This is a genomic window from Kouleothrix sp. 19917 (assembly GCF_057073505.1).
Map to the genome: position 1 here is coordinate 1,846,550 of NZ_CP097099.1, position 11,853 is coordinate 1,858,402.

General features: G+C 62.6%; 12 protein-coding genes. 10 read left to right on the top strand and 2 right to left on the bottom strand.

Features of this window, described 5'->3' with window-relative positions; all coding sequences use genetic code 11:
* The first annotated feature begins 9 nt into the window (after positions 1-9).
* From M1P90_RS07555 to M1P90_RS07600, 10 genes are all read left to right on the top strand, one after another.
* The gene (locus M1P90_RS07555; RefSeq protein WP_483701999.1) at positions 10-1,041 is read left to right on the top strand and encodes an SDR family oxidoreductase; all 1,032 of its coding nucleotides are present in this window, start codon (positions 10-12) and stop codon (positions 1,039-1,041) included.
* Positions 1,042-1,067: 26 nt separating this feature from the next.
* Complete coding sequence (locus tag M1P90_RS07560) at positions 1,068-2,060, top strand: AraC family transcriptional regulator (RefSeq protein WP_483702000.1); 993 nt, start codon at positions 1,068-1,070, stop codon at positions 2,058-2,060.
* Positions 2,061-2,454: 394 nt separating this feature from the next.
* A complete protein-coding gene (locus M1P90_RS07565; RefSeq protein ID WP_483702001.1) occupies positions 2,455-4,545 on the top strand; it encodes an ADP-ribosylglycohydrolase family protein in 2,091 nt (696 codons plus the stop codon).
* Between the two features lie 54 nt (positions 4,546-4,599).
* Positions 4,600-5,061, top strand: a complete 462-nt coding sequence (locus M1P90_RS07570; RefSeq protein WP_483702002.1) for a hypothetical protein — start codon at positions 4,600-4,602, stop codon at positions 5,059-5,061.
* Positions 5,062-5,099: 38 nt separating this feature from the next.
* Complete coding sequence (locus M1P90_RS07575) at positions 5,100-6,029, top strand: acetamidase/formamidase family protein (RefSeq protein ID WP_483702003.1); 930 nt, start codon at positions 5,100-5,102, stop codon at positions 6,027-6,029.
* A gap of 345 nt (positions 6,030-6,374) precedes the next feature.
* Positions 6,375-6,788 (top strand): maleylpyruvate isomerase N-terminal domain-containing protein, encoded by a 414-nt coding sequence (locus tag M1P90_RS07580; RefSeq protein WP_483702004.1) that lies wholly within the window; start codon positions 6,375-6,377, stop codon positions 6,786-6,788.
* Between the two features lie 270 nt (positions 6,789-7,058).
* Complete coding sequence (locus M1P90_RS07585) at positions 7,059-7,277, top strand: hypothetical protein (RefSeq protein WP_483702005.1); 219 nt, start codon at positions 7,059-7,061, stop codon at positions 7,275-7,277.
* Positions 7,278-7,410: 133 nt separating this feature from the next.
* Positions 7,411-9,063 carry a hypothetical protein gene (locus M1P90_RS07590; protein ID WP_483702006.1) on the top strand — a complete coding sequence of 551 codons (1,653 nt, stop codon included), beginning with the start codon at positions 7,411-7,413 and terminating at the stop codon, positions 9,061-9,063.
* Between the two features lie 87 nt (positions 9,064-9,150).
* Positions 9,151-9,831, top strand: a complete 681-nt coding sequence (locus M1P90_RS07595; protein WP_483702007.1) for a class I SAM-dependent methyltransferase — start codon at positions 9,151-9,153, stop codon at positions 9,829-9,831.
* A gap of 126 nt (positions 9,832-9,957) precedes the next feature.
* Positions 9,958-10,482 carry a MerR family transcriptional regulator gene (locus M1P90_RS07600; protein WP_483702008.1) on the top strand — a complete coding sequence of 175 codons (525 nt, stop codon included), beginning with the start codon at positions 9,958-9,960 and terminating at the stop codon, positions 10,480-10,482.
* Positions 10,483-10,712: 230 nt separating this feature from the next.
* Here M1P90_RS07600 and M1P90_RS07605 read toward each other — a convergent pair whose 3' ends face one another.
* Positions 10,713-11,168, bottom strand: coding sequence for a hypothetical protein (locus M1P90_RS07605; RefSeq protein WP_483702009.1), 456 nt, complete (start codon positions 11,166-11,168; stop codon positions 10,713-10,715).
* A gap of 134 nt (positions 11,169-11,302) precedes the next feature.
* Positions 11,303-11,842, bottom strand: coding sequence for a DUF1697 domain-containing protein (locus M1P90_RS07610; protein WP_483704620.1), 540 nt, complete (start codon positions 11,840-11,842; stop codon positions 11,303-11,305).
* Positions 11,843-11,853: the final 11 nt, after the last annotated feature.

The following is an 11,853-nucleotide window of genomic DNA, read 5'->3' on the forward strand; positions in this document are numbered from 1 at the left end:
GAGATAGATATGAGCGAGGATTTGGTTCTGGTTACGGGTGGCTCGGGATTTGTTGGCGCGCACTGCATTGCCGCGCTGTTGAACGCGGGCTATCGCGTGCGAACCACCGTGCGTTCGCTGGCGCGCGAAGCCGATGTGCGGACCATGCTGGCGCGTGCGGGCGTGGATGCTGGCGCGCGGCTCACCTTTGTCGCCGCCGACCTGACCGCCGACGCACACTGGCCGGAAGCGGTGGCTGGCTGCACCTATGTATTGCATGTTGCCTCGCCCTTCCCAATGGTCCAGCCGAAAAACGAAGACGATCTGATCATCCCGGCACGCGAAGGCACTTTGCGCGTGCTGCGGGCGGCGCGCGATGCGGGTGTTAAGCGTGTGGTGCTGACGTCGTCGTTTGTTGCGATTGGTTACGGCCACGCGCCCACCGAGCAGCCGTATACGGAAGAAAGCTGGACCGACCTGCGCGGCGATGTTACCGCCTATGCGAAATCGAAAACGCTGGCCGAGCAGGCCGCATGGGATTTCGTGCGGCGCGAAGGCGGCTCGATGGAGCTTGCCGTGGTCAACCCGGTTGGGATCTTTGGGCCGGCACTCGGCCCCGATCTTTCCGAGTCGGTGCATATTGCCGAGATGATGTTGAATGGCGCAATGCCGGGCATTCCACGCATGGCCTTTGGCGTGGTCGATGTGCGCGATTTGGCCGACCTGCACCTGCGCGCAATGACCGACCCGGCCGCCAAAGGCGAGCGCTTTCTGGCGGTCGCTGATACGGTGAGCCTGCCAGAAACGGCGGCCATGCTCAAGCGGCGCATGGGCAAAGCGGCCGCGCGCGTGCCAAGCCTTGTGTTGCCAAACTGGCTGCTGCTGTTTCTTGCGCGCTTCGTGCCAAGCATTGCGCCGATTGCCTCAGAGCTTGGGCATGTCCGGCGAGGAACTTCGGCCAAGGCGCGGCGTGTGCTGGGCTGGGCACCACGCCCGGCGGAAGACTCGCTGCTTGATACCGCTGAAAGCTTAGTACGTCTTGGTTTGGTTCGGGGCGCGTAAGGTGCAGCGCACGCGATAGGAATGCCATGGATCGCATCCGAATAACGCGCACTGTGCCAGCACAGCTTGAAGCGCTTGGGATCGTGCCCGCCGATATTTTGCGGCGGGCACGCCTGCCACAAACACTGTTCGAGCAATCGCGCGTACTGGTGACCACCGAGCAGTGGTTTGCGCTCTGGCAGGCGTTTGCTGAGATAAACACTGATCCCGCAATCGCCCTGAAGATTGCGCGCTTCGAGGGCAGCGGGCCATACGACCCGCTCTGGATCACTGCGCTTTCTGCGCCCACGTTTCATGCGGCAGTCGCGAAGATCGCGCACTTCAAGCGGCTGTTCAGCACTGAGAACATTTCGCTCACGCAGCAGGGCGACCTTTGGAAGGTGAGCGTTGGCTGGTCGACGACGAAGGAGCCAACGCCGCCGCTGCTGGTCGACCTGGCCTTTGCCTGCTTCATCAACCTGGGGTTGCGCGGCGCGGGCTGGATGCTCACGCCCGAGCGCGTGATGTTGCGGCGAGCCGAGCAGCATCGCGCCATGTTCGAAGGCTACTTTCAGTGCCCGGTTGAATTTGGTGCCGCCAGCGACACCATGGTGTATAGCCACGCCACGATGATGCAGCCGCTGGCGACACGCAACCCCGATCTGCTGGCTATGCTCGAGCCGCAGCTTGAAGCCGAACTGCGCGAACACGGTGGCGGCGGGCGCGGCATTATCGAGCAGGTGACATCGCTGCTGCGCAGCCGCATTGCCGGGCAAACGCCCAGCGCGCAGGATGTTGCCAGCGAACTGAATATGAGCACGCGCACGCTTCAGCGCCGGCTTGCCGATGCTGGCGCACAATTTCAGCAGCTTCTCGATGCTGTGCGCCACGAGCTGGCAAAAGAATACCTGCGCGCGTCGGCGCTGGAGCTGAACGAGATTGCATTCTTGCTCGGCTACAAAGAAGCAAGCTCGTTTCACCGCGCCTTCCACCAGTGGGAAGGTTTGTCGCCCGGGCAGTGGCGCACGGCGCAGCGCTAGTGAATTTACGATTTGCGATTTTGGATTTACGATTGCCTCAACCGCATATAACCACCAAGACACCAAGACACCAAGATTTTATGCAATTGCTCTTGGTGCCTTGGTGTCTTGGTGGTAAAAATGCTCCTGCGCTCTAGCAGCTGACGCAGATATGAAATCTCTATAGCGGTTTGCGGAACAATTGAGCACTCACGCACCGGCAAGAAACGCGTTGGAGTGCGGAAAATGCAACTGCATCCTGCAAACTGCAAACTGCAAACTGCTATAATCTGCGTAATCTGCGTAATCTGCGGATTATCTCGCTCCCCATCCCAGCATTGGTATGATCCTGCTTCCCATTCGCGGGCTTCCGCGCTACAATGGCGCGCGTTCGCCACACTGGGAGGGAAGCCGCATGCCACTACCCGAAAACTACACCGAACGCGTCTATGCCGGCGTGCTCGGCAAGATCATTGGCGTCTACCTCGGCCGCCCCTTCGAGGGCTGGACGTATGAGCGCATCAGCGCCGAGCTTGGCGAGATCTGGTATTACGTCCACGAGCGGCTCGGCCAGCCGCTGATTGTTACCGACGACGACATCACTGGCACCTTCACCTTTCTGCAAGCCCTGCCCGACTACGGCAACACGCGCGATCTGAGCGCCGCGCAGATCGGCCAGAGCTGGCTGAACTACATCCTCGAAAATCGCACGATCCTGTGGTGGGGTGGGCTGGGCAAATCCACCGAACACACCGCCTTCCTGCGTCTTAGCGCCGGCATTCCCGCGCCCCGCAGCGGCTCGATTGCGCTGAATGGCAGTACCATCGCCGAGCAGATTGGCGCGCAGATCTTTATTGACGGCTGGGCGATGGTTGCGCCCGGTGATCCCGCACTGGCCGCCGAGCTGGCTGGCCGCGCTGCCAGCGTGAGCCACGACGGCGCGGCGGTGGATGGTGCGCGCCTGCTTGCGGCGATGGAAGCGCACGCCTTTGTCGAAGATGACATCGACCGGCTGATCGACTGCGGGCTGCGTTTTGTGCCTGCCGACTCGATCATTGCGCGGCTGGTGGCCGATATTCGTGCATGGCACGCCGCCGCGCCGGGCGACTGGCGTGCCGCCCGTGCACAGATCGCCGCGCGCTATGGCTACGACTGCTACCCTGGCAACTGCCATATTGTGCCGAACCATGCGCTGATCATTCTGGGCCTGCTGTATGGCGCGGGCGATTTCCAGCGCTCGCTGATGATTGCAAACACTGCCGGCTGGGATACCGACTGCAACTCGGGCAATCTTGGCTGCCTGCTGGGCATTCGTGGCGGGCTCCGTGCGCTTGAGGAAGGGCCGGACTGGCGTGGGCCGGTCGCCGACCGGCTGTTTCTGCCAGCCGCCGATGGCGGGCGGGCAATCAGCGACGCGGTGCGCGAAACGTTTGCGATTGCGAATATCGGGCGGGCACTGGCAGGGCATGAGCCGCTGACGCCCAAAGCGGGAGCGCGCTTTCATTTTTCCCTTCCTGGCGCAGTGCAGGGCTGGCAATCGTCCACACCCGACACCCTGCGCGTCGAGCATGCCGAAGCCGAAGGCACGCACAGCCTGGCACTGCGCTTTGCGCACCTTGCGCCGGGCCGTGCCGCGCGCGCCAGCACGCCCACGTTTATCCCGCCTGCCGCAATTGCCATGCCCGGCTACAGCCTGCTGGCGACGCCGACCCTTTACCCCGGCCAGCATATTCGCGCAGCGGTGCGCGCCGACGCCGCCAACAGCGGGCCGATTATGTGCGAACTGCTGCTGGAAGTGTATGGTGGTCACGACACGTTGGAACCGCTGGCCGGGCCGAGCGTCATGCTCCTGCCCGGCGCGCAGCATGCGTTTGCATGGCGTGTGCCCGACACTGGCGGCGCGCCGATCGCAACGGTTGGGCTGGAATTGCGCGCCGACACCCGCGCCGATGGCAGCGTCTCCCTCGATTTCCTGACCTGGGATGGCCCGCCCGACCTGACGCTGAAGCGCCCGGCCCATGGTGGCACGCTATGGCGGCGCGCCTGGCTCGATGCGGTCGATCATTTCGAGGATCGCGGGGCGCGGGATTTGCGGATCATCCAGAACCACGGCACTGGGCTGCTGTTTCAGGGCACGCGGGAGTGGAGCGACTACGCCGTGAGCGCGACCGTCACGCCCGGGCTGGCCGAGCGGGCCGGGCTAGCGGCGCGCGTGCAGGGTTTGCGCCGCTTTTATGCGTTTGTGCTGGCGCCAAACGGCACCGCGCAGCTTGTGAAGTCGCTGGATGGCGAGACGGTGCTGGCCGAAGCGCCCTTCGCCTGGGAATACGAAGCGCCTTACCTGCTGCGGCTCGATGTGCAGGGCACGCGGCTGCGCGCTTGGCTTGGCGAAACGCTGCTGCTCGAAGCCGAAGATGCCGAGCGCCCGCTGCTGGGCGGCGGCGCGGGATTGATCTGCACCGCCGGCCTGCTCAATGCCGATGCTGTGCGCGTGGCAGGTTTATGAAGTATGGCCAATAACGCTGGATGATATGCCCCGCAGGATAATGGAGTAGCGCACATGGACCGAGCAGGAATTGCGGAGGCGCGTGCCTTCGAAAGCTGGCAAGACTATCAGGATGCCCTCAAGCGAGCAATCGCGCCGCTGAGCGGCGAGCAGTTGCAGCGGCGAATCATACCTGCGCTGCGTACACCCGGAGAAATTGCAGAACATATCGTCTTTGGGCGGGCGTTCCATCTGCATCGCACGCTGGGGGAAGAAGCGGCGGAGTTAGTGCCGCTGCTTCAGTGGGAGAAGGCCGGCGACCCACCGCATACAGCCGCTGAGATTGTGCATGGGCTGGAACTGACATGGCGATTCATCACCGCGTATTTGCTGCGCGGCTCGCCCACCGACACACTCCCCAAGCAAGAAGTTCTGATCGTGCAGACGATCTGGGGGCTTCTCGACCACGATCTGCCCCATGCCGGGGAGCTATCGATGCTGTTAGGCGCGCAAGGGCTGGCTGGAGTTGAAATGTAGCCTGCCGCTGATGCGCAATCTGATCGAAGGAGCATGTAATGGCGACCCACCACTTCACGCCAGATCACTACCACACGACCATGGGCGCGCACGAGCCGGTGCTGCGCATCGCCGATGGCGACACCGTGATCACCAGCACGGTTGATGCGCGTGGCTGGGACGCTGCGCGCATGCAAGCCGGGCCGCGCGGCAACCCGCAAACTGGGCCGTTCTATGTCGAAGGGGCGGCTCCCGGCGACACGCTGGCGCTGCGGCTCGACCGGATTGTGCCAAGCCGGCGCTATGGCTGGAGCGGCACGCTGCTGGCGCACAATGTTGTTGACCCTGAGTATGTGGCGAAGCTCGGCTGGCCCGCCGACGACCGCTCGACGCTGGCCGAGTGGGATGTGGACGCCGCCGCTGGCACCGCCCGGTTGCTCAGCCACGACGGTGGGCTGGGCGCGCTGGTGCTGCCGCTTGCGCCGATGCTTGGCTGCTTTGGCGTTGCGCCACGCGGCGGCCAGGCGATCTCTACCGCGACCTCGGCCGAGCATGGCGGGAACATGGACTACCGTGGCTGCGTGGCTGGTGCAACACTCTACTTCCCGGTATTCGAGCCGGGCGCACTGATCCACGTTGGCGACGGGCATGCGCGCCAGGGCGATGGCGAGATCGCCGGCACCGGCATTGAGATCTCGATGGACGTGGAGTTCACGGCCTGGCTGATCAAGGGGCAGCGCATCGAATGGCCGCGCGGCGAGAATGCCGACTCCATCTTCACCATCGGCAATGCGCGCCCGCTCGACCAGGCGCTGCAGCACGCCACCAGCGAGATGCATCGCTGGCTGCAAGCCGACTATGGGCTCGCTCCGGCGGGCGCAGGCATCCTGCTTGGGCAGTGCGTCGAGTACGACCTGGGCAATGTCTTCGACCCGGCCTACACCATGGTCTGCAAGCTGCACAAGTCGTTTTTACCGCATCGGGTATAATACGCGCATCCTATAGCAGGTTGCAGTCGGCAGGATGCAGAAGGCAGTTGCATTTTCCGCGCTCCAGCACGTTTCTTGCCGCGCATGAGTACTCTGGAAAGAAAGTTCTTTTCATACAACGGGCAAGCTTCCAGGAAGCTTATCTGGTTATCAGGTTGAAAGAAAACTGGCTTGAGCTTCCTGGAAGCTGAGTACAAAAAATTTATTTTCCAGAATAATGAGTGGTCAATTGTTCTGCAAACCACTATGGAACACGCAATGGTTCATTTGCATGCTGCAAGGAGGCAACGATGCCCACATCATTCGATCGTGACGCCATGCTCGCCGCGCTGGAAAGCGAGCAGAATGCGCTTACCGCCGCTGCCGCGCTTCAGCGACGCCCAGTGGCGCGACGCCAGCCGCGCCGATGGCTGGACTGCCCAGGACATTGCCAGCCATGTGGCCGACTCGATCTATGGGCTGGCGCGGCTGACGCTTGGCGAAATGGAGCCAATGCTGCCAACCGACCCAGCGACCGGCTGGATGGACGCCAGCGACTACAACGAGCAGCGCCGCCAGCAGAACCGCACCCTGCCGCGCGAAAAGCTGGCCAGCCGCATGGCTGCCGCCTTTGGCACCGCCCGCCGCGCCATCGAAACCGTGCCCGACCCCGAGGCAGCTGGCCCGTATGGCCCGCAGCACACCAAAGCCCAGTGGCTCCAGCGCATCGTTGATCATGTGCACGAGCACCGCAGCGAGCTGGAAGAACTGCTTGGCTAAGCATAAAGCAGCCAGGCCACAGAGCACACTGAGTTTTGGTCTTTCTGCTTGGTGTTGCGGGTGCGCTCTATGGCGAATCTCTCTGCACCCGGCTATACATAGAAGATTACGCCGCTATCACAAGTGCTCAGGAAGCTATCAGTTCGCTGCAAGTTACCGCCCATTTCGCCACATCCTGTAGTATGATAGGCTATCGCCATCGTAACAGATGAGCGGAAGCCGGCGCACGGAGGAGTGGAGGAAGTGAGGCCGGCGATAAAGGAGCGATCGATGCACCAGGCAACCGAGCGCGCGGCGCGGCAAACCCGCAACATTCAAGAGCTACGCCGCCGCACGCAGGAACTCGAACGGATGCTGGAGATTGGCTCGTACGAAACGAAAATACGGCAGCGGCAGGCCGAAATTCAGTCGCTGCTGCAGCGCAGGGCCGCGCTGGAAAGCGAGCTGCACCATCTTCAGCGCACACTAAGGCAGCTGGAGACCAGTTAGCAGCCAGGTGAACAGACGTTGGTCGGGCGGGCGGTGCTGTGTGCATCGCCCGCCTGTTGTTGGCGGCCCAAGCACTTTTTTGCGCCAACCGATACAAACAGCATGAACAATGCTGACTATCGGGAGGACGTTCATGAAACGATCGATGCTGCTGGTGCTTGTGCTGCTGGCTACGCTGCTTGTGTCGTGCGGAGGGGCGGGCACCGCGCCAGCCACGACGATCTTGGGCAAGTGGCAAAGCGAGCTTGGAAAGTATGGCTACGAATTCTTCGACAATGGAATTGTGCTCGAAACCAAGCTCAGTGGCGCGCAGTTTGGCGGTAACTACACCCTTTCCGACGATGGTAAAACCCTCATGCTGAGCAATGACCTGGGTCAGGTAAGCTATGCACTCAGCTTTCCCGACGGCGACACCCTGGTGACCGACGAGCGCGCCCGCTTTCACCGGATTGCCCCGGCCGTGGCGGCTGATGAGCGGCCGGCTGCCCAGCGTATTGTTGGTTCGTGGGCGTTCAATCAGTATGCGGGCGCGTCCGCCGACGAATTCACCGGCTATGATTTCTTTCCCGACGGCACCTATGCAACCTACCTGGTTGGCCAGCCGAGTGGGCGCGGGCGCTACGAAATCAGCGCCGATGGCGCCAGTATCCTCATGTCCGTGGAGGGCGGCGAAAGCGGCACGCGCCCGATCAAACTGCTGAACAAGCAAACCCTGGTTTTCGAGCTGGTAAATGTCTACCTGCGCAGCGCCGACACACCAGCGCGCCCGCTTCCCGGCCCGATTGGGCAAGACCAACCAGGCGGTGCCGCCGTGCCCGCAGGCGATGGGAGCGCCCCCGCCGCCGATGGTGTGACTGCCGTGCCACCGCCAACAATCGGCCCGCCGCCAGCCGTAAAAGACGTTGCGCCCGGGCAGGTCGCGACGGTCGCACCTTATGCGATCACTGTGCACGGTGCGCAGATACTGGAGTACGAGCCAGCTGGTTTTAACCGCACCACCGGCAAATATCTTGTGGTCGATTTCTCGGCGCGCAACGATAGCGCGGCTGCGACTGGCGGCGTGATTGGCTGGAGCTATGCGATCCTGAGCGCAACGGGCGAGCGCCTGAACGAAGAAGGCACGGTTGGGCTGGGTTTTGCGAAAGCGCTGCAAGATCAGCTGCCTGACCCGAGCTGTGCCGATCAGCGGTTTTTCCCAGTGCCAACGGTCGATCTTCAGCCGGGCCTGCCGTTCCGCAGCTCGGTCGGCTTCAAGCTGACGCCGGGCCTGGAAGCCGAGAAGCTGCAGTTCGAAGTGACGATCAACCAGAGCAGCCCGGGCATTTCGTTTGGCGAGCGGAAGCAGCTTGGCACGGCGACCTTCCTGCTGAGCAGCACCCGCGACGATACGCCGCTGCCGCTGGCCCAGCCGCCCGCCGCAAGCTACAGCGCCGACGGTCTGGAATGGTCGAGCGCGACACTGGGTGCCGCCAAAATGGTGCAGGAACAGCAGCCCTGCACGAGCGTGCGCGAAGCTGTTTTAACCGTCAGCAACACCAACCCGAAAACGGCAGGCCTGCCGCTTGGCCAAAGCTCGGTGTACCTGATCGCCGCCGACGGGCATTGGTTTGCGCCCGACAGCTCGATCTTCAGCCATGTGATGGATGGCAGCTACGCGCTTGAACCGAAGCAATCCAAGCAGGTGGCAATACCCTTCACAAACACGTTTGGCGTAAAAGGCGCGCCTGCCGCGCTTGTGATCAGCAGCGCTGGCAGCGGCTGGCACACGCTTGCGATCAGCCAGTAAGCTCCGTGCCGCGCCCGATTGGGCCAGTTGCAGCCGCTGTGCGGAACTGGCATAATCGGGCGCGATCGTGTGCACAAGGAGCGAACCATGACAGAATTCTTTCCCCCAACCGCCGACGCAGCCATGCGCGAATACTACAACCAGCGCGCCGCCGAGTACGACCAGTGGTACCTGCGCGAAGGCGTGTTTGCCGGGCGCGACAACGCCGAAGGCTGGCATGCTGAGGTTGCGCAAGTGCGGGCGCGCGTGCAGGAATTTGGCTATGGCCGCCTGCTGGAAATTGCCAGCGGCACCGGCTGGTGGACACAGCACCTCGCCCGGCGCGCGGCAGTGACGGCGCTGGATTACGCGCCCGCGATGCTGGGGCAGCTGGCGGCACGCCTGCGCGAACAGGGTTTGTACGCCGAGCGCGTGCGCGGCGACGCCTATGCGCTGCCATTTCGCGGGGCGCGTTTCGACTGTGCGTTTTTTGGCTTCTGGCTGAGCCACGTGCCGCACGCGCGCCGGCCCGCCTTCCTGGCCGAGCTGCGCCGCGTGCTCGTGCCGGGCGGCATGGTGATGGTGGTAGACAGCGCGCCAACCACGCCTGAGCAAACCCCCGGCGCGGAATTCCTCCATGAGCGCGTGCTCAACGACGGCTCGCGCCACCACGTGCTGAAAATCCTGCATACGCCAGCGAGCATGGCACAGGCGCTTGCGCCGCTGGGCAGCATCGCAGAAAGCTGGAGCACTGGCACATTTTTCACCGCCGCGATTGTCAAAATTTAGTCAAAATCCTCATTTACATATGAATGAATCGTGCTATAATCTGTAGTAACCCCAGACAAAACGTTAGGCAGGAGTGAGTGCGCCCCGATTTATGCGCGCTTGCCAAAGATCAATGGGAGAGCGACAATGGCCGATCATCGGATTGCCGAAGTCGCGGATCTGCTGGGCATTAGTGTGTCGATGCTGCGAGCCTGGACGCTTGAGCTGTCGGCATACCTGAGCGACGGTGCCCAGTGGATTGCGCCTATCGCGGGAAACCGCCCGGCACCACGCTACACCGACGGCGATATCGTGGTGCTGTGCCGGGCACAACGCCTGCGCGAGCAGGGAATGACCTTTGAACATATTCGCGCCCAGCTTGCCGAGGCCGGCGAGGCTGCCGAATCGGGCGAGGGCGCTGCGCACGCTGCTGAGGAATCACCGGCGCGCGCGAAATATGCCTACGAGCTGGCGCTCGACGCGCTGCGCGACGCAATGCGTGTGCAGAGCACCCTGATCCAGCGCTTGCAGGAAGAAACCCGCGAGCTGCGCTCGGCGCACGACCAGCTGCTCGAAGAGCACAGCACGCAGCGCTCGCACTACCTGGCGATCATTCGCACATTGCTCACGCGCGAGTTCAAGCGCGTGCGCCGCCAGCAGGTGGGCGTTTAGCAATCTCATCAAACAGGGCTATGCCAACGTTGGCATGAGAAACGACATCCATCCGCAGATTACGCAGATTCCACAGATATGAGGTCTCTCATCTGCGAAATCTGCGAAATCTGTGGATAGATTTTGGGACTTTGTACGAGTCCTGCTGACGCAACGAAGGACACCCCGAGCACGAAGCAAAACGTTTCGTGTTCTTGGTGTCCTTCGCGGTTTCGCCAGCCGGCTGATGTTTAGTTGTTCTCGTCCAGCCGCGTGGTTTCGCCAGTGGCGGCCGCGTCGTGCTCGACGGGCACGTTCTGCACGGGTGTGCCTTCGGGCTTGTTCGCCTCGTACTCGATGCGATCGACAACCTTGCGCAGCTGCGTGTTTAGCTGGGCCAGACCATTCACGATCGTCTCCTGAATGTCTTGCAGCACCTTGCTTTCACGCGCCTGCGAAATCGCCTGGCGGCCGCGCTCTTCGGCCTGCTGGAAGCGCGTGTCGCTCTGCAGCGACTTCACCGCCGACTGCACCTGATTGCTCAGCTCGCGCACGCCGCCGGCAATATCCTGCTGCAGCTGCTTGGCGCGGTCGCTCTCGACTGCGGCGCGGAAGGCTGCCTCAAGCTGCTTGCCCATTTCGCGCAGCTCCTTCGCCAGATCCGAGTTGGCGTCCTGCCCTGCGTTGGGGGTGTTATTCTCGCTCATTGTGAAGTTCTCCTCCAAATACTATAGGTCCATCGCGCACATACGCACGATTCGTTCCGCTGGTGTCTCGTGTGGTAGGACGGTGAGCAATTGGGGATTGTTGCGCCAAAGTATAGCATATTCGACACATTGCGTCATGCGGGATATTTCGCCGCCAGCTTGCGCACGGTGGTGACGTTGCGCGCCGTCGTGGGCACGCCTACCGTTCTGGGCAGCAGCGTACCCGAGGCCAGGGGCGAATCGGGCAGGCGCACGCGGCACAGCCAGTAGAACTCGCGGCCATGCGCGTGAAACAGGTCGGTTTCACTGTTCAGCGCCAGCAGGCGCGCTTCGGCGGCGGCACCGAGCGGTTCCTTCATGAACGACACATACAGCGCGTGGAAATTCGTTTCGAGCGGGCCGAACGGCACATAGCGCGCAACCGCGGCCAGCTCCTCGGCCGTGCGGATGAACGTCAGCACCTCGTAGCCCAGCGCGGCGTGCAGGTGGCGCTCCAGCTCGGCTTCCAGCGCGGCGGTTGGTGTGGGCGGTGTGTCGAAGATCACATTCCCGCTGGCAATAAACGTCGCCACATTGGCGTAGCCCAGCTCGGCCACCAAAGCGCGCAGTTGGTCCATCTTTACCGTGTGGCCGCCGACATTGATCGCGCGCAAAAAGGCAATTGAGCGTTGCATCTGGCTCACAA

Coding starts and splice junctions, on each gene's coding strand:
- M1P90_RS07555 (WP_483701999.1), top strand. CDS start 10: ATGAGCGAGGATTTGGTTCTGGTTACGGGTGGCTCGGGATTTGTTGGC.
- M1P90_RS07560 (WP_483702000.1), top strand. CDS start 1,068: ATGGATCGCATCCGAATAACGCGCACTGTGCCAGCACAGCTTGAAGCG.
- M1P90_RS07565 (WP_483702001.1), top strand. CDS start 2,455: ATGCCACTACCCGAAAACTACACCGAACGCGTCTATGCCGGCGTGCTC.
- M1P90_RS07570 (WP_483702002.1), top strand. CDS start 4,600: ATGGACCGAGCAGGAATTGCGGAGGCGCGTGCCTTCGAAAGCTGGCAA.
- M1P90_RS07575 (WP_483702003.1), top strand. CDS start 5,100: ATGGCGACCCACCACTTCACGCCAGATCACTACCACACGACCATGGGC.
- M1P90_RS07580 (WP_483702004.1), top strand. CDS start 6,375: ATGCGCTTACCGCCGCTGCCGCGCTTCAGCGACGCCCAGTGGCGCGAC.
- M1P90_RS07585 (WP_483702005.1), top strand. CDS start 7,059: ATGCACCAGGCAACCGAGCGCGCGGCGCGGCAAACCCGCAACATTCAA.
- M1P90_RS07590 (WP_483702006.1), top strand. CDS start 7,411: ATGAAACGATCGATGCTGCTGGTGCTTGTGCTGCTGGCTACGCTGCTT.
- M1P90_RS07595 (WP_483702007.1), top strand. CDS start 9,151: ATGACAGAATTCTTTCCCCCAACCGCCGACGCAGCCATGCGCGAATAC.
- M1P90_RS07600 (WP_483702008.1), top strand. CDS start 9,958: ATGGCCGATCATCGGATTGCCGAAGTCGCGGATCTGCTGGGCATTAGT.
- M1P90_RS07605 (WP_483702009.1), bottom strand. CDS start 11,168: ATGAGCGAGAATAACACCCCCAACGCAGGGCAGGACGCCAACTCGGAT.
- M1P90_RS07610 (WP_483704620.1), bottom strand. CDS start 11,842: ATGCAACGCTCAATTGCCTTTTTGCGCGCGATCAATGTCGGCGGCCAC.